Source organism: uncultured Rothia sp., from assembly GCF_963544205.1.
Classification (GTDB): domain Bacteria; phylum Actinomycetota; class Actinomycetes; order Actinomycetales; family Micrococcaceae; genus Rothia.
The window spans coordinates 12,367-30,546 of the sequence record NZ_CAUUDY010000007.1 but is presented as its reverse complement, the minus strand read 5'-3'; the positions used below and the strand labels follow the sequence as shown (position 1 = coordinate 30,546).

Genomic DNA, 18,180 nt, shown 5'->3' with positions numbered 1-18,180 from the left:
CTTGACGCTCAGCATGAGGCGGCAGAACCCGAAAAGCTACCGCTGAGAGCTACCCCAGCGCGTTACTTCTGAGCAGTACTACTTTTGCGCCTTGGCGATAGCTTCCATCAGAACCTGTGCGTAGAGCTCCTGACCGGCGGCCTCCGGGTGAACACCGTCGGAGGAGAGCAGACCGCTCTGAGTCTGCAGAGCCTGGCGGATCGTAGAGTTCCAATCCGCAATGATCACGCGGTCAGAGTGCTGAGCCGCAAACTCGCGAATCTTACCGTTCGAGTAGTCAATCCAGGTCAGGTTGCGCGGGCCGTAACCGGTGACCAGCACCAGCTTAGAATCGGCGGGCATAGCCGCCAGAACCTCGTCGAGCTGACCGTCCAGAATGGTCGAGTTCGCGGTCACCGACAGCACGAAGGTCTTACGGATCTGGCCGTTGGCGCCCATGGACTTAATAATCGGCAGAGCCTTGGCGATGGTGCGTGCCTCCGCCGCATCGATGGATGCTTCGGGCATCTTGTCGTACAGCTCGGGGGATACCGCCACCACGATGGAGTCACCCACAATGGTCACCTGCGAAGAGTTCACCGAACCGGTTGTAGCCTTCGACGCGGAGGGGCTTGCCGAAGCCTTCGCGTCCATGCCCGCAGCCGACGCGCTCGGGTTAGCTGACGCGCTCGCCGCCTGTGCCTCCTGGCGTGCCTTCAGACGCTCAGCGGCGGCACGCTTGCCGTCCTCAACGGACTGCTGGGCTGCGGTCATAGCGGGAGCGGTGTGCACCGCCAGACCGGTCGACGCTGCCGCCACAACAACAGCCAGGACTACCGAAACCGGCAGGAACTTGGTGCGCGAGGACTGGAAAGCCGCCACCGCACGGTTAGCGCTACCGCGGAAACCGTAGCGGCGAATCGGGGTCTCAACCCAGCGGTACGACATCTCCGCAATTGCGAAGGTAGCCACCAGCACACCCACGTTCACCAGCGGGGAACGGTCCGCACCCAGCAGGTAGTGCATGACCACGGCGAGCGGCCAGTGCCACAGGTACAGGCCGTAGGAGCGTTCACCCACCCAGCGCAGGGGCGCGAAGTTCAGCAGGCGGCGCAACATCTCGGAGGCGCCAGCGAGCATGTCAGGCAGCATGCCCTGAATCACGCCCAGTGCCAGCAGGGAGGCGCCGAACAGGCCCCAGGGAATCGCACCGGGTGCCGACTCGGGAACCAGAATTGCGTAGGGAATCAGCGCGAACAGGGACAGCCAGCTGATCATGACGCGGGCGAACGCGACCAGGCCGAAGGGCTGAGCCACGCGGTACAGCACGGACTGCTGCAGCGGCGGGTACAGCGACCAGGGGCGCGCGAACGCCAACAGGGCACCGAGGAGCAGGCCGTAGAGGTGGGTGTCGGTGCCGTAGTAGACGCGGCTGATGGGTGCGCCGGACATCAGAAGAGCGGTAGCAACGCTCAGTGACGCAAGAATGCCCAGCACCATGACCACGCTAAAACGACGCCAGTGGCGGCGCAGCAGCAGGCCAGCCGCAACAATCAGCAGCGGCCAGACCACATAGAACTGTTCTTCCACCGCCAGCGACCAGAAGTTCGTGAAGAGCTCCGGGGAGGTCTGTGCGAAGTAGTCGTTACCGGCAAAAATGGAAATCCAGTTGGACGAGAAGGTCGCCGCACCGGCAAGCTGACGGCCCAGGTTCACCTGAATATCGCCGCCAATGAGCAGGCTGACCGGTCCCATGACCAGGATCAGCAGGGTAATGGCGGGAAGCAGTCGGCGGGCACGGCGAATCCAGAAGCTGCCCAGGGCAATTTTGCCGGTGAGCGCACCCTCCCGCAGAAGCAGAGAGGTAATCAGGAAGCCGGAGATGACGAAGAAGATATCCACGCCAATCATGCCGCCGGGTAGTACGGTGGGCCAGAAATGGTACACCATCACGAGGAGCACAGCGATTGCTCGCAGGCCGTCCAGACCCGGCAGAATATAACGCCGGTTAGCCTCATCTGGACGCACGGAGGTGGTAAAGAGGGACTTCATACTGTCTGTGTACTCCGTAGGACGGAAATTATAGAAATACTTCCTAATTATATGGTTGCTATCTTTAGATGACGGATAAATGCCCGTATATGACGCATATAAGATTTTGTTTTTATACTGCTGAGGTTCTGCAGGGTATCTCATCTCGTGTGTGTGATGGCGTGAACTGCGCCCACACGGGGGATAATAGAGGCTGTACGTCACAGCGTCTGCCCCATCGTCGGGGTGCTCATAAGTTACGGAGGAGAGAAGATGGCCCACGAGGGTAACGAAAAAATCTGGAAGGTAGCGGTACTTGGTGCCGCGGGCCGTATGGGTTCTGAGGCGGTGCGCGCCGTCAACACCTCCGCAGACATGGACCTGGTGGCGGCGCTGGGCCGCGGCGACGACCTGCAGGAACTGGTTGACGCCGGTGCAGAAATCGTTATTGACCTGACCGTTCCCGAATCCACCGAGGCGAACGTGCGCTTCGCGGTGGAGCACGGCATGCACGCTGTGGTGGGTACTACCGGCTGGACCCCCGAGCGTCTCGACTCCCTGCGCGAGCTGCTGGCGGAGCACCCCGAGGTGGGCGTGCTGATTGCCCCGAACTTTGCGATTGGTTCGATTCTGGCGACCGAGTTCGCGGCGAAGGCGGCACGCTACTTTGAGTCGGTAGAGATTATTGAGATTCACCACCCGAACAAGGTGGATGCCCCCTCCGGCACCGCGGTGCACACCGCCCGCAAGGTTGCCGCCGCCCGCGCGGAGGCTGGCGTGGGTGCTAGCCCGGACGCCACCACCTCCGACCCTTTGGGTTCGCGCGGCGCCGTGATTGACGATATTCACGTGCACGCGGTGCGTCTGCGCGGCATGGTGGCGCACCAGGAGATTCTGCTGGGTGACCCCGGCCAGCAGCTGGTGATTCGTCACGATTCCTTTGACCGTGCCTCCTTCATGCCCGGCGTGCTGCTGGGTGTGCGCGAGGTGGCGGCGCATCCCGGTTTGAGCGTGGGCTTGGACGCCTACATGGATTTGTCGTAGGGGAGCGTTATGTCTGAACAGACTTCACCCGAGAACTCGCAGGTATCTTCCGAAGCTCCTAGCCCCTGGTGGACGTCGCTGCGCCTGTGGACCGTCTGCGCGTGTGTGCTGATGGTGTTGACCGTGCTGATTCTGCCGCTGCCTCTTGCTGCGCGTGCCTCTATTTTGGGCGTGCTGATTTTTAGCGCCGTCTTCGTGACGGTGGATGCGGGCGGATTCGGCAAGACCTTCGCGGCGCTGACCTGCGCGCTGTTGACCCTGTACCTGGTGCATATTGCGCAGCAGGGCTTTGTGATGCTGACCTCCGGTTCGGTGGCTGGCATTGTGCTCGGCGCGGGTATGATTCTGCTGCCGATTCTGGGTGCCTGGGCGCTGGTGCGTGAGGTGCTTTTTGGTGCTCGTATTCAGCGTATGGCTCAGGAGCTGACGGCTTCGGGCGAGCTGGCTGAGGACACCCTGCCGCGCACCCCTGCGGGTCGTGTGGATCGTGAGGCTGCGGCGGTGGAATTTGAGAGCTTCGCCGCGGCGGTGGAGCAGGACCCGAATAGCTGGAAGGCCTGGTTCAACCTGGCGTGCATGTACGATGCCGGCGGCGAGCGCAAGCGTGCCCGTGCGGCGATGCGTAACGCATGGTCATTGCGTTCGGGCGGCCAGGCGAAGGGCATGCGTTAGGCGCTAGCGATGCAATCCATCCTCAATGCCGCATTTACTTTCGGTGTGGGGTTGATGGATAGTACCGAGGATATGGGCCCGGTTTCATAGCCACTGTGTTCATAGCTTCTGGGGGTGAACCTCAGCGAAAGTACCGCGGGTTTGAAAGAGTCCGAATAGTAGAACACGTATGAAAACTTATGCGTCCTGTAGCAAAAATCTGCATTTCGGGCGTACTCTGGACATATGTCTGAGAACCTTTCGAACCCCGGTACTTTTGTTGAACCTGTCTTCGGTCGCCTCCTGACTGCAATGGTGACTCCCTTCGCCAAGGACGGTTCCGTTAACGAAAAGCAGGTCGCGGACCTGGCGAACTACCTTGTGGAGAACGGCCACGACGGCCTGGTGGTCTGCGGTACCACCGGTGAATACTCCACCATGACCGATGATGAGAACGAGCGCGTCTTCCAGATCGTGAAGGACACCGTCGGCTCTCGCGCGAAGATTATTGCCGGTGTTGGTTCGAATGACACCGCGCACACTATTGAGCTGGCGCATCGCGCCGAAAAGATTGGTGTGGACGGCCTGCTGGTCGTGACCCCCTACTACAACAAACCGACTCAGCCGGGTGTCTACGCCCATTTTGCGACCGTTGCTCAAGCAACTGAGACCCCCGTCATGCTGTACGATATTCCGGGTCGTGCGGGCATCCCCATCGCACCCGAAACCTACCGTCGCCTTGCAGAAATTGATAGTATTGTAGCGGTGAAAGACGCCAAGGCAGACTTCGGTGCCGCAACCGAAGTCATGGCAACCACCGACCTGCACTACTACAGCGGCGACGACGGACTGACCCTTCCCTGGATGGCAATGGGCGCCGTCGGCCTCGTTTCGGTGACCGCACATGTGGCACCCGCACTTTTCCGTGCCCTGATTGATGCTGTTGTTGCACAGGATTTGGTGGAGGCGCAGCGTCTGCACCTGGAACTGACTCCGATTGTCCGCGCAACTATGGGCCGTGCGCCCGGTTGCGTTGCCGCCAAGGAAATTCTTTCCTGGCAGGGTGTGCTGGATGAGCCCGTCGTTCGCCTGCCGCACGTACTCTCCGAGCCGGAGGTGGCACAGGCTATGCGAGCTGACCTGCTCTCCTCGAGCATCGCTCACACCCTCAAGAACTCCTAAACTTTGACGCATACCCGGCGCACGCAATAGCGTCGGGAGCGTATATATAGAGGAATTCGGCTACCCTACGCCCCGCTTTCGGGGCGAGTGATGTAGCCAACGGATGCGGACTCCACACCTAACACTAGGTGAGGGGTCCGCTCTGGCGTATTGTCGCGGTTTACCGCCCAACTATTCGGCTCCCACTCAGACAGGGGCCCAACTTAGTCAGAGGCACCCGAGCACTACGCCCCGCATACTTTTGAATACTTTCGGTGATTTGGACGCACCGGCAGCACCACCGCCTCGGCACAAGAAAGCCGGCTGGAGTGCTTGCGGTACGAAGCGTCGCTTACGAATCACAGACATCACAAGAAAACATAGAAGAAAGAGGAGACACACGATGAGCGTCTTTGAAGCGAATCTTCCCCTGCCTCCCCGCCTGAAGAAGGACACCCTCCGCGTGGTGCCCCTGGGCGGTCTGGGCGAAGTCGGTCGTAACATGACCGTGTACGAAATCAACGGCAAGCTGCTGATTGTTGACTGCGGCGTGCTCTTCCCCGAAGAGTCCCAGCCCGGCGTGGACCTGATCCTGCCCGACTTCAGCTACATTGTCGACCGTCTGGACGACGTGGTCGCCATGGTGCTGACCCACGGCCACGAGGACCACATCGGCGCGGTTCCTTACCTGCTGCGCCGCCGCCCCGACATCCCCCTGGTCGGTTCCGAACTGACCCTGGCATTGGTTGAGGCGAAGCTCGCCGAGCACCGCATCAAGCCCTACACCCTCGCGGTGAAGGAGCACCAGGTGGAGCGCTTCGGCCCGTTCGAGTGCGAGTTCGTTGCTGTGAACCACTCGATTCCGGACGCGCTGGCTGTTTACATCCGCACCAAGGCGGGTAAGGTCCTGCACACCGGTGACTTCAAGATGGACCAGCTGCCCCTGGACGGTCGCCTGACCGACCTGCGCCACTTCTCCCGCCTGGGCGAGGAGGGCGTGGACCTGTTCCTGCCGGACTCCACCAACGCTGAGGTTCCCGGCTTCACTCCGACCGAGAAGCACATTGGTCCGGTGCTGTCGAACGTCTTCCGTGACGCCCGCGGCCGCATCATTGTGGCGTCCTTCTCCTCCCACGTTCACCGCGTGCAGCAGGTTCTGGACGCAGCCGCTGAGCGTGGCCGCAAGGTCGTGCTCGTGGGCCGCTCCATGGTCCGTAACATGACCATCGCTGAGAAGCTGGGCTACCTGAAGGTTCCCGCCAACGTACTAGTGGACCTGAAGAAGGTTGACGACTACCGCCCCGACCAGATCGTGATGATGTGCACCGGTTCGCAGGGCGAGCCGATGGCGGCACTGTCCCGTATGGCGAACGGCGACCACAAGATTCAGATTGAGCCCGGCGACACCGTGGTGCTCGCCTCCTCGCTGATTCCCGGTAACGAGACCAGCGTGTTCCGCATCATTAACGCCCTCATGAAGCTGGGCGCTAACGTGGTGCACAAGGGCAACGCGAAGGTTCACGTTTCCGGTCACGCTGCCGCGGGTGAGCTGCTGTACTGCTACAACATTCTCAAGCCGAAGAACGTTATGCCCGTTCACGGCGAGGTTCGCCACCTGATCGCTAGCGGTGATCTGGCGATGGAGACCGGTGTTCCGAAGAAGAATGTGCTGCTCTGCGAGTCCGGCACCGTTGTGGATCTGCGCGATGGTGTGGCGTCCGTAGTGGGCGAGGTTCCCTGCGAGTACCTGTACGTGGACGGCCGCTCCGTCGGTGAGGTCACCGAGAGCGACCTGAAGGATCGCCGCATCCTGGGTGAAGAGGGCTTCGTGTCCATCGTGACCGTGGTGGACCGTGCAACCAAGCGTGTGGTGACCGGCCCGGATATTCACGCTCGCGGTATCGCTGAGGACGACTCGGTCTTCGACGAGATTGTTCCGAAGATTACCGCCGCTCTGGAGGATGCTCTGCACCGCGCACCCGAGAAGGTGCACACCGTGCAGCAGCTGCAGCAGATTGTGCGCCGCACCATCGGTGCCTGGATTTCTCGCCGTCTGCGCCGCAAGCCCATGATTGTTCCCGTGGTTGTTGAGAACACCTCGAAGGCTGCGAAGAACTAATACTCTGCGCGAGGCTAACTGCCTGTCGTAGCGAAAAGGCGGGGTCGATACGTTGTGTCGGCCCCGCCTGCTGTGTATCTGCGGAACGTATGGGTGAAAGCTACGCGAAAGCTACGCGAAAGCTAGGCGAAAGCGAACGCAGTAGGGGAGAAGCGCCTCATCAGCGCCCTATCAATGCCCTCATAGGCACCGGACGGGGCGCACTTTTTAGCTCACTGATAACGAAAGAATCGGTACATTAACGGGAAGGTTGATACCCTAAAAGGTATGGCTCCACGGACCACGAAGGGTCGTAACACGACCTCTACTAAAGCAAACACTAAGAAGACCACCCGCAAGCGCACCACCTCCCGAGGCAGTGCCCAGCGCGGTGCTAACGCGGCGAACCCTGTAGCGGGCGCTATCTCCTCCGTCTGGCTGAGCATTGCTCACGCTATCGGTGGGCTGTTCCGCTCCATTGGCGCGGTGCGCACCGACCTTGCGCCCGAAGACCGTCGTGACGGCGGAGCGCTCACCATCCTGCTGTTCGGCCTGATTAGCGCCGGAGTGGAGTGGTACAACTGGCGTGCGCACACTTCCCTCGGTTTGTTGCGAGCGCCCCTGGACGCCTGGCACACCATGCTGGGCGGTATTTTCGGTCAGGGTGCCCTGCTGATTCCGGTGTTCTGCCTCATCATGGCGTGGTGTGTTTTCCGTGGACCCGACCTGATTAAACGTAATAACCGCGTGGGGTTGGGTTCATTCATCATGCTGGTGGCGACCTCCCTGTTCTTTGCGCGCCACGTGGGTCACCCGACGTTCGCTGATGGTTTTGACGCCGTCTGGGCTGGCGGTGGTGTGGTCGGCGTGCTGCTGGGCACCCCCATTGTGCGGGTGAGCGGCGGTATTGCGTTCGTTGAGATTCTGATTCACCTGCTGCTGGGTCTTGCCGGTCTGATGGTTCTGACGAACACTCCGATTCGTCAGGTGGTGCCGCGGACCCTGCATCTGGTGGGCCTGGTGCTAGGTGAGAAGCCTAACGGTACGACCCGAACCTCCGTGAAGGATAGCTCGTCGGATGAGACTCAGACCGTGGACCTGAACGCCGAGGAGCACGACCGCAGCTACCTGTACGGTGACGATGAGAAGCCGGCGCGCTCGGCTCAGAAGTCTGGTGGACTGCTCTCGCGTCTGCGCGGTTGGTTGGGCATTGCTCCCGCTGCGTCGACCGATTCTTCCCTGGACGAGTACGCCGGTGATGAGGCATTCGTGAGCGCCGTGGTGGATGAGACTCACCCGGAGACCACGCAGATGCCCGTACAGCCGGCGGACTCTGCACAGGATTCTGCGCAGGGATCCGCTCAGCAGACGCGCCCGGCGGCTAAGCCGAACCGCCTGTCTCGTCTGCCCGGTCGCCTCAACCAGGCACCGGCTGCGCAGGGTACGTCCGCCCAGGGGGCTTCTGCGCAGAACAGCGCGTATTCGAGCAGCCCTGACCTCTTTGACGTTGAGGCGTCGGATGCGCCCGCAGCCCGCCTGGATCAGGTGCAGCGCGCCGCCGTGGCGAACGGCCGCGTGAACCGTATTCCTGGCGAGGAGCCTCTCTTTGACGTTGAGGCATATGACGGCTTCGGTGCTTCTGAGGAAGCTGCACCGCAGACGAAACCGCACCAGGTGGTGAACCTTGCACAGTCTGCTACCTCGGCTTCCGCATCCCAGGCTCCTGCAGCATCCGCGGCACAGCCTCCGATTCCGACCCGCATGCACTCGCCCGGTGCTCACCCGAAGAACGCGGCTCCCGCGGCTTCGCGAGTGCCCGAGGCTGGCGTATCCCGCCCGCTGCAGAACAATACTCAGGTGGCAACCACCGAGCGGGCGCGCGGCGAGCAGGTTGTGCAATCCTCCCGCGGCGCGTACGTGCTGCCTTCTGAGGAGATGCTGGTTTCTGGCCCGCCCGCTAAGGAATCCTCCGAGGTCAACGAGCACGTGGTTGAGGCTCTGACGAACGTGCTGGAGCAGTTCAAGGTGGATGCGCAGGTCACCGGCTTCTCGCGTGGCCCGACCGTGACCCGTTACGAGATTGAGCTGGGTCCCGCCACGAAGGTGGAGCGTGTGACGGCGCTGAGCAAGAACATTGCGTACGCTGTGGCGAGCCCGGATGTTCGTATTCTGTCCCCGATTCCGGGTAAGTCCGCGATTGGTATTGAGATTCCGAATACGGACCGTGAGACCGTTGCCCTGGGTGATGTGCTGCGTTCCCCGCAGGCTCACGCGAACCAGCACCCGATGGTCATGGGTGTGGGTAAGGACGTTGAGGGTGGCTTCGTGCTGGCGAACCTCGCGAAGATGCCGCATATGCTGGTCGCTGGTGCGACCGGTGCCGGTAAGTCTTCGTTCGTGAACTCGATGATCACCTCGATTCTGATGCGTTCGACTCCGGACCAGGTGCGCCTGGTGATGGTTGACCCGAAGCGTGTGGAGCTGACCGCCTATGAGGGTATTCCGCATCTGATTACGCCCATCATTACGAACCCTAAGAAGGCTGCTGAGGCTCTTCAGTGGGTGGTTCGTGAGATGGACGCCCGCTACGATGACCTCGCCCACTACGGCTACAAGCACGTGGACGACTTCAACAAGGCGGTGCGTGAGGGTAAGGTTCAGCCTGATCCCGGCAGCAAGCGCACGGTGCACGAGTACCCGTACCTGCTGGTGATTGTTGACGAGCTCGCCGACCTGATGATGGTCGCCCCGCGTGACGTGGAAGAGGCGATTGTTCGTATTACGCAGCTGGCGCGTGCGGCGGGTATTCACCTGGTGCTGGCGACCCAGCGTCCGTCGGTGGATGTGGTGACCGGTCTGATTAAGGCGAACGTTCCGTCCCGTATGGCGTTTGCGACCTCCTCGGTCACGGACTCTCGCGTGGTGCTGGATCAGCCCGGTGCTGAGAAGCTGATTGGTCAGGGTGACGCACTGTTCCTGCCGATGGGTGCTTCGAAGCCGATGCGTGTTCAGGGCGCGTGGGTGTCTGAGTCTGAGATTCACGCCGTGGTTGAGCACGTGAAGAAGCAGGCGCCGACCATCTACCGTGAGGATGTGATGGTGTCTGCCGCGAAGAAGCAGATTGATGAGGAAATCGGCGATGACCTCGATGATTTGCTGCAGGCGGCGGAGATTGTGATTACGACCCAGTTCGGTTCGACCTCGATGCTGCAGCGTAAGCTGCGTATGGGCTTCGCGAAGGCTGGCCGCATCATGGACCTGCTGGAATCGCAGGGCGTGGTGGGCCCCTCGGAGGGTTCGAAGGCACGTGAGGTGCTGGTCCGCCCCGACGACCTGCAGGCGACCCTGGCGCGTATTCGCGGTGAGGAGCCTCCGGCGGCTGACCCGTACGCGAACGCGGTTGACCCTGGCGAACCGGTCACCGACTATTTCGATGAGCCCGATGATGAGGGCTCGGAGGACGCCTGGCAGCTGACCGGCCGCTAACCCTTCAGCGCCCAGCCCACCCGGCTGAGTCCACTCGGCTGAGTCCACCCGGCTGAGTGAGCGTGCGACATGCACCCCGTATCGTCCCCGTGATGTCTGCTACGGCACACGTATAATGGACGGTACGGGGTGTTTGCGTATCCCCGATACGTTTAGGTGTCGGTGCGTACGCGGTCTCTCACCGTCGAAAGCCATCTACCCGTAAGGAGCCGTTATGAGTGAAGCTCGCAATTCCGCACCCGCCGGTGCGGTCAGCACAGCGAAGCCTTCGAACTGGAACGTGCCGAATGTGTTGACGGTTCTGCGTATTATTGCGGTTCCTTTCTTCATCGTCGCCCTGGTTGCGGGCGGTACTTTTGGTGCCGCTGATCCGACGCACCGCTGGCTCGCGTGGATTATTTTCATTCTTGCCATGCTCACGGACTGGGCGGACGGCTACCTGGCGCGCTCGCGTAATCTGATTACGAGCTTCGGTAAGATTGCTGACCCGATTGCCGATAAGTTCCTCACCGGCGCGGCGTTTATTGTGCTGTCGGCGCTGGGCGAGCTGTGGTGGTGGGTCACGATTGTGATTCTGCTACGTGAGTGGGGCATTACGATCATGCGCCTGTTCGTCATCAAGTACGGTGTGATGGCTGCTAGTAAGGGCGGCAAGATTAAGACCGTGCTGCAGACGGTGGCGCTGGTGCTGATGCTTCTGCCGCTGGGTCAGCTGGGTATCGGTTGGCTGATTCCTGGTTGGGTTCTGATGGGCGCGGTCACCGCGATTACCGTGTGGACCGGCCTGGTGTATGTGCGTGATGCGTATATTTTGCGTCGTAACTGGTTGCAGGCTCAGGCCTCTCAGGACGGCGGTAACTAGAGGCGAGGGGAGTGGCGTGTGCTGCTCCCCTTCGCTGTACCTGCGGTGCGTTTATGCCGCGTGAGGTTTTGGGCGGCGGTGCGCCGCTGAAAGGAGAGATTGATGGTTCCCCTCGTACTTGAAGATGCTCTGTCTCTTGAGCTTTCGACCGCTGAGGTTTTCTCCGGCACCCCGGAGGCGGCGGCGCTGCTACTGCGTGATGCGGTGCGGCAGCGTGCCTCCCAGGAGGGCCCCGTGCAGGTGGCGACGGCTGAGTCGTTGACCGGCGGGGATGTGGGCGGCGCAATCTGTACGGTGCCGGGCGCATCCGCGTATTATCGTGGCGGCGTGATTTCCTACGCCTACGAGGTGAAGGCGCAGGTGCTGGGCGTGGATGCTCAGCTGCTGGCGCGTGAGGGGGCCGTGCATCCTGCGGTAGCGGTACAGATGGCGGTCGGTGCGGCGAGGGTGTGCGGCGCTGACTACGTGGTGTCGACCACGGGCGTTGCCGGCCCCGACCCCGCGGATGGGCAGCCGGTGGGCACGGTCTATATTGGCGTGTGTTCCCCGGGCGGTTCTGAGGTGTTTGAGCGTCACTATTCGGGGGATCGTGCACAGATTCGTGCGGCGGCGAGCGCGGATGCGATTGCCCTGCTGGCGCGTGCGGTGCGCGGCGGTGCCGGTGGGGTTCTGAAGGACGAGCTGGCGTAGCGTGCAGGGCTGTGCGGTACCTGGCTGAGAAAAATTTTACGGTTCAAATATATTCACAGGGTTCTCTCAGCTCCGCAGGAATAAAGGCATAGGTTCGCCTGTTTGAATAGATACAAGCCGTAAGAAGAGGACGAAAATGGCGAGGCTCCTAGCTCGCGCCTCAAAAATCAGTTAGGCTTAACTCTGTACAGTCCCGCAGGTCGGGAATACCTACTCAGGAAAGTGATATAGAAGCTCATGGCTAAGCAGCGCGTATCGATTAATGGCATTACTAAGTGGAAGGAAATCGAGGAGACCCCCCGTCAGGTCGCCCCGATCGTTGAGGAAGCTAAGGTTGTTCCCCTGCGACAGGCAATCGGTGAGGTTCTTCGCGATGTTCGTCAGCGTCAGGGCCGCACCCTGCGTGAGGTTTCCCAGCGTGCCCGTGTTTCCCTCGGTTACCTGAGCGAAGTTGAGCGCGGTCAGAAGGAAGCTTCCTCCGAATTGCTGGCGTGGATTTGCCAGGCTCTGGATATTCCGATGTCCCAGATGCTGCGTGAGGTTGCCGACCGTATGGCGGTTCTCGAGGGCGTTCAGATTCCGGATACTGTTCCGGCTGAGATGTCTGAGCAGTACAAGAGCGATTACTACGTTCTCTCGAAGTAATGCGAGGCGGCACATGCCGCGCTAAACGTGAAGCGATGCCGTGCATCCCCGTAAGGTGGATGTGCGGCATCGCTTATTCTTGGGTTTACTCTGGACTAGTTCTGGGGTGATGTGACGAATTATGAAGCGAACTAGCGGTGAAGTGGAGGAGTGCTTGTGAAGCTGAGCGAATTTTGGGCGTGCATGGAGTATGAGTTCGGTGCCGGGTATGCGCCGGTGCTGGCGCGTGACTTGGTGTTGGGTTCGTTGGGTCATGTGACCGCTGCGGAGGCGCTGGACCAGGGCGTTAACCCGAAGGATGTGTGGCTTGCGATCTGTGAGGAGCAGGAGATTCCGCAGGAGCGCCGCCTGGGTCCGGATAAGGAGCCGCTACGCTAAGTAGCGGGGCTGGCATTGCCTACCGTAGGGGCGGGGTATCCTATGTGTTCGAGTGCAAGCGCTCGCGTGGGCGGTATTTTCGAATAATCAGCCGGGATTCCGGGGTTTTTCGAAAATATATGCCGAAATCCTATCCGATTCATTCGAAACCGTGTCGTAATTTTGTTCGATTCGTGCTAGACTTTTCCACATCAGGAATTTTTCGGAAAAATCTTCAAAGTTTTCCACAGATTTTAAAAAATGGCCTTATCCTGTCAGGCTGTGACCCTAGAGTAGTCTCAGAAGGAACCGGTAGGCCACAACCTTCAAGGTCTCGATTACGAGTCCCACCGATTCCGAAGAAACATTACTCCCGTCAACCACTGACAACACAAAGAACGAGGTACTACCGTGGCTAAGAACACCAAGTCTCAGAGCGTAGCTCGCGTTCCCGAAGAGGGTCGCGCCAAGGCACTTGAAGCCGTGATGGCACAGATCGACAAGAACTACGGCAAGGGCGCAGTCATGCGTCTGGGTGATAAGGAAACCACCAAGACCGAGGTTATCTCCACCGGCGCTATCGCCCTGGATGCCGCTCTGGGCATTGGCGGTCTGCCCCGCGGCCGCGTCATCGAGATTTACGGTCCCGAGTCCTCCGGTAAGACCACCGTTGCACTGCACGCTGTAGCGAACGTTCAGAAGGCAGGCGGCGTGGCAGCATTCATCGACGCCGAGCACGCGCTGGACCCGATCTACGCGGCAAAGCTGGGCGTGGACATCGACCAGCTGCTGGTCTCTCAGCCCGACACCGGCGAGCAGGCGCTGGAAATCATGGACATGCTGGTTGGTTCCGGCGCCGTTGATATCGTGGTCGTCGACTCCGTTGCAGCACTGGTACCCCGCGCCGAAATTGAAGGCGACATGGGTGACTCCCACGTGGGTCTGCAGGCTCGCCTCATGAGCCAGGCTCTGCGTAAGATTACCGGCCGCCTCTCCGCAACCGGCACCACCGCAATCTTCATCAACCAGCTGCGTGAGAAGATTGGTGTCTTCTTCGGCTCTCCCGAAACCACCACCGGTGGTAAGGCGCTGAAGTTCTATGCTTCGGTCCGTATCGACATCCGCCGCATTGAGACCCTCAAGGACGGCGCTAACCCGATTGGTAACCGCACCCGCGCCAAGATCGTGAAGAACAAGATGGCTCCGCCCTTCAAGCAGGCTGAGTTCGACATCCTCTACGGTGAGGGCATCTCCGTTGAGGGCGGCATCCTGGACCTGGCGGTGGAGAACGACATCGTCAAGAAGTCCGGCGCATGGTTCACCTACGACGGTGAGCAGCTGGGCCAGGGCCGCGAGAACGTTCGTAAGCTGCTCAAGGACAACCCCGAGCTCACCGAGGAACTGCAGTACAAGGTTCTGGTGAAGCTGGGCATCATTGAGGAAGAAGCTGACGAGCAGGCAGCTGCTGAGTCCGAGGGTAACGACCCGCTGGACGAGCTGGCTGAGGAGTTTTAAACCCGCCCGCGTAGCTTCTTGCTAACGCCACGACTGATTGCCGTGTGCTGTGCATTCCGCACGGTGCACGGCAATCTGTCGTTAACGGAAGAAGCACGTTAACGGGCGCGCATTAAGGGGAGTATCGGGGGCTCGGAGACAACGCCTCGTTACAATGGGGGAGCGCCGTATAGCCCGGCGCACGGGCCATCAAGCGAGTGCCAACACAGGGGAGAGGAGGAACTGAACATGACGGAACAGAACGGTCATGAAGAGCGTGAGCAAAACAGCGCGCGTGACGGCGACGCCGGTTTTGCGGCGCTGGATGCGACCGAACCGCACTTCGGTTCCTCAGTGCTTGGTAACTCTGTTTCCTTTGAGCCTGTTGCCCCGCCGGTTGAGGTAGGCGGCTTCGAGGCACTCAATTTTGAGGCACCTGCCGCCCTGGCGGAGCCCACCCTCAGCTGGGAGGCGCCTCCTGCTGTTGATGAGCCCCCATACCCTGACGAGCCTCCCTACGAGGACGAACCTGCGTATCCGGCAGAGCCTTTGTACCCTGAAACAGAGTACCCTGAAGCAGAGTACACGGGGGAATATTGGGTGCCCTCGGACGAAGTGGCACCCGCAGAAGCGATAGCGGAGCAGCGTGGGGGCCAAGAACCCTCACCACAGAAACTTAAGCCGAAAGCGCGGCAGGCTGAAAAGCCCGCGCATAAGAAGAAGTCAGCGCATAAGAAGAAGTCAGCGGCCACAGAAAACGCACCCAAAAAGTGGGTGTGGAACAGGGCCGCGGATTCGGTAGCCGCTGAGGAGTTCCCGGACTGGCACCCCGCCGCGCATGGCTTTGTTGAAGAAAGCATCGCCCGCGATAACGGCGGCGACTACGCCGGCAAGTTCCGCGTACCCGAGCTGCCCCTGCAGGCTGTGCCCGCCAACTTTGAAGATAGCAGTTCTGGGGAAGAAGGCGAATCGCCGCGCCGCAGCCTGCTCGTTGACCCGAACCTGCCCGCCGTCTCCATTGACGAAGCGCCCGTTCGTGCCTTCACCCCCGGCGGTGCCGAGCCGCGCCCCATGGCGGCTGGCCGCATGAGTCGATCCGGTGCCGCATCCATCGGATCGGGGCTCACCGCCGAAGAGAAGGAAGAGATCGAGAGGCAAGCCGCTCAGCGGGATAAGCAGAAGAAACGCAAGTCTTCGCGTGCCTCCAAGAACACCGACTATAAGCGCGGGTTCCGCCGTATGAGCGCGGCGCAGGAAGAGAAAATGCGGAGCCGCTCGCCCTACGCGCCCGCCTTCGGGGCTCGAAGTGACGACGAGGAAACCCGCAAGAGTCCTGCAGGCCGCGGCTCGGGGAGCAACCTATTTAGGGAGGGAAGTAGCTTGAACGAAGAACTCACCCCCGCCGAAGAAGCACTCATTCGCGGTATTGCCGAGGAGGAGGCACAGGGCGTCGGTACCGGAAAGCACCGTGCCGCTTCGGCTGGATCCCCGAAGGGCAGTTCTCGAGCACGCGGCTCCCAACCGGGCGGCTCTCAGATGGGACATGCTTCCTTACCGTCGGAAAGCAACGTGCCTTCCTGGAAGCAGAAGGTGCGTGCCGCCCGAGCGGCGGAAGAAACCGACCCCTACACGCGCGCTAAAACCATCGTGTACAACCAACTGGCGTACTCGGCAAAAACCCGAGGTCAGCTGCGTAAGAAGCTGCAGGCAGAAGGCTTTGACACGGAGCTCATTGAGCCGCTGCTCGATAAGTTCGAGGCGGCAAAACTCATTGACGACGCCGAATACGCCCAAACGTTCGTGGCGCAGAAGAGCCGCACCAAGAAGCTCTCCCGCGCCGCGCTGCGCCGTGAGCTCTCTGAACGCGGGGTGCGCGGTGAAGAGGCGGAGAATGCACTGGCTCAGCGCACCGACGAGCAGGAACGTGAGGACGCCGCCGAGCTGGTGCGTAAGAAGCTGCGCCCCGGCATGGACCTGAGTGACCGCGCCGAAAAGGACAGGGTGACCCGCCGACTGCTGGGGATGCTGGCTCGCCGCGGGTACCCCTCCTCGATGTCGATGTCGGTGATTCGTGAGGAACTCGCCGCCTACGGTGCGGAGGACGAGCTCTGGTAGAGGGTGAATAAAGACGGTCCGCACGCACGGATAGACCCATGCTGGGGTGACCGTAAAAATAGGCACAATAAAGGGTGAGCCCGCTACAGACACACTCTGTGGCGGGCTCACCCTTTACACTTTTGAGTTTTGTAAAAAGCCTTGTCGAAGGCTATATCCGCTGTTTACTCTGCTGCTTATTCAGCGGTTCCCAGACGGTTCGCGAACTCAGCGAGGGTTGCGTCCTGAGAACCGGCAATCTCAAGCAGCAGGCGCATCAGTTGCGCACCCTCACGGCGAATACGAGGCAACAGATCGGAACGCGCCGAAGAAGAGTACAGCTCCAACAGGGCGCACACGGTCACCGCTGTGCACACCGCCAAATCCTCTGCCAGGTGCTCATCCAGCGGGGCGTCCTCAAAGAGGGCAGAGTACAGCGCCGGTAGCGCCTTCTTGCGGTCCACCCGGTAGCGCGGGTACTCCGGCGAGGAGGGGAAGCCCAGCATCGCCTCAACGAAGGGGAAGCCGCGGTGGTGCAGGCAGGTGCCCTCCGCATCGACCATGCGCACCTGCGCGCCGTCCGCCGAACCGATCAGCACGTTCTGCGGCGAAAAATCGCCCGACGAGAGCATATACACCCTGCCGCGGTTGAGCTTGAACTGCTCGGGTACCGGCGGGCGTTTGGTAAAGAAAGGTTGCAGAACGCGGCGGAAACGGAAAGACAGCTCCTCAACCGCGGCGGGAAGAACGGGCGCGTCCTCATGCGCGGCAGAGCTGGAAGCCGGGCTGTCAGCATCGTGCTCGGGGGTGCGCACCTCGTCAGCCACACCGTACAGCTTCTTCAAACCGCGCTCGGCCAAACCCGGCGAGGCAATAGCGCCCGGGAACTGTGCCTTGCGGTCAGCACGCGCCAGGTTCAGGCGGTAATCCTCCACCGCCTCGCCCATAATGCCGCTGGCGGCAAGGGAACGATACGCCTCAATGTAGTAGTTCAGCGCGTCCAGCGCCTGCTGTTCGGTGCCCTCCAGTAGGGCGTGGGCGACCGAATACTGCTCGCCCTCAACGGTTCCGGCGCTCACATCTTCCAGCGCCAGCACGCGCAGCTCAGGATCCGCGCCGTAGAGCTGCGGGAACAGACCCGGAACCTGCCGGTTCAGCGCCTCCAAACCGTAGCGCTCACGCAGGTACCCGAAACCGCCGGCGTTCACCGTCGAATCCTTACGGCGGTAACGCTTCACAATAATCGAGGTCGGCAAAGACTGTGTAGACTCGAAAGACTGTGCAGACTCGGCGGCAGGCTCATACACGACACGCACCACAACGGAACGCATGCCGGTGCCCAGAATCTGCACGCGCTCAACCGTGCGGGCAGCCACCTGCTCCAAAGAATGCGCCCAGCTGAGCAGCTGCATCAGGGTCTGACGCATCGAGGCAGAATCAGCGCTCGCTTGAGGCGGCACGGGGGAGTAGGCGGCAATCGCCTCCTCGATGAGGGTGTTTAGAAGCTCCCCGTCAGGGGCGGGGGCGGAAGAATCGTTCGGTGACAGAGCCGGAAAGTTACTACTAAGGGAAACCTGCATAGAGCCAT

Annotated in this window: 13 protein-coding genes; 11 read left to right on the top strand and 2 right to left on the bottom strand. The window is 61.0% G+C overall.

The genetic code is table 11. From position 1 onward, the window contains the following. Window positions 1-78: 78 nt before the first annotated feature. On the bottom strand, window positions 79-2,031 hold the full coding sequence (locus RWZ58_RS05120; protein WP_314657886.1) for an acyltransferase family protein: 1,953 nt from the start codon (window positions 2,029-2,031) through the stop codon (window positions 79-81). A 252-nt stretch (window positions 2,032-2,283) separates the two neighbouring features. Between RWZ58_RS05120 and dapB the strand changes: the two genes are divergently transcribed. The 11 genes from dapB to RWZ58_RS05065 all read left to right on the top strand — a co-directional run bounded on the left by dapB (window position 2,284) and on the right by RWZ58_RS05065 (window position 16,613). Beyond that, a complete protein-coding gene (dapB, locus tag RWZ58_RS05115; protein ID WP_314657885.1) occupies window positions 2,284-3,054 on the top strand; it encodes a 4-hydroxy-tetrahydrodipicolinate reductase in 771 nt (256 codons plus the stop codon). 9 nt (window positions 3,055-3,063) lie between these two features. Next, entirely contained in the window at window positions 3,064-3,726 is a 663-nt protein-coding gene (locus RWZ58_RS05110; protein WP_314657884.1) for a tetratricopeptide repeat protein, read from the top strand. 225 nt (window positions 3,727-3,951) lie between these two features. Beyond that, complete coding sequence (gene dapA / locus RWZ58_RS05105) at window positions 3,952-4,887, top strand: 4-hydroxy-tetrahydrodipicolinate synthase (protein ID WP_314657883.1); 936 nt, start codon at window positions 3,952-3,954, stop codon at window positions 4,885-4,887. A 382-nt stretch (window positions 4,888-5,269) separates the two neighbouring features. Then, on the top strand, window positions 5,270-6,985 hold the full coding sequence (locus RWZ58_RS05100) for a ribonuclease J (protein ID WP_049362915.1): 1,716 nt from the start codon (window positions 5,270-5,272) through the stop codon (window positions 6,983-6,985). A gap of 267 nt (window positions 6,986-7,252) precedes the next feature. Further along, on the top strand, window positions 7,253-10,450 hold the full coding sequence (locus RWZ58_RS05095; protein WP_314657882.1) for a DNA translocase FtsK 4TM domain-containing protein: 3,198 nt from the start codon (window positions 7,253-7,255) through the stop codon (window positions 10,448-10,450). 214 nt (window positions 10,451-10,664) lie between these two features. Continuing rightward, window positions 10,665-11,312, top strand: coding sequence for a CDP-diacylglycerol--glycerol-3-phosphate 3-phosphatidyltransferase (gene pgsA, locus RWZ58_RS05090; RefSeq protein ID WP_298699339.1), 648 nt, complete (start codon window positions 10,665-10,667; stop codon window positions 11,310-11,312). Window positions 11,313-11,411: 99 nt separating this feature from the next. After that, a complete protein-coding gene (locus RWZ58_RS05085; protein ID WP_314657881.1) occupies window positions 11,412-12,002 on the top strand; it encodes a nicotinamide-nucleotide amidohydrolase family protein in 591 nt (196 codons plus the stop codon). A 237-nt stretch (window positions 12,003-12,239) separates the two neighbouring features. Beyond that, window positions 12,240-12,647 carry a helix-turn-helix transcriptional regulator gene (locus RWZ58_RS05080; RefSeq protein ID WP_314657880.1) on the top strand — a complete coding sequence of 136 codons (408 nt, stop codon included), beginning with the start codon at window positions 12,240-12,242 and terminating at the stop codon, window positions 12,645-12,647. Window positions 12,648-12,803: 156 nt separating this feature from the next. Then, window positions 12,804-13,025 (top strand): DUF3046 domain-containing protein, encoded by a 222-nt coding sequence (locus tag RWZ58_RS05075; protein WP_005507110.1) that lies wholly within the window; start codon window positions 12,804-12,806, stop codon window positions 13,023-13,025. A gap of 390 nt (window positions 13,026-13,415) precedes the next feature. Next, entirely contained in the window at window positions 13,416-14,519 is a 1,104-nt protein-coding gene (recA, locus tag RWZ58_RS05070) for a recombinase RecA (protein ID WP_294604459.1), read from the top strand. A 228-nt stretch (window positions 14,520-14,747) separates the two neighbouring features. Then, on the top strand, window positions 14,748-16,613 hold the full coding sequence (locus RWZ58_RS05065; protein WP_314657879.1) for a regulatory protein RecX: 1,866 nt from the start codon (window positions 14,748-14,750) through the stop codon (window positions 16,611-16,613). A gap of 176 nt (window positions 16,614-16,789) precedes the next feature. Here the strand turns inward: RWZ58_RS05065 and RWZ58_RS05060 are convergent, their stop codons facing one another. Further along, on the bottom strand, window positions 16,790-18,172 hold the full coding sequence (locus tag RWZ58_RS05060; RefSeq protein ID WP_314657878.1) for a hemin ABC transporter substrate-binding protein: 1,383 nt from the start codon (window positions 18,170-18,172) through the stop codon (window positions 16,790-16,792). Between the last annotated feature and the right edge of the window lie 8 nt (window positions 18,173-18,180).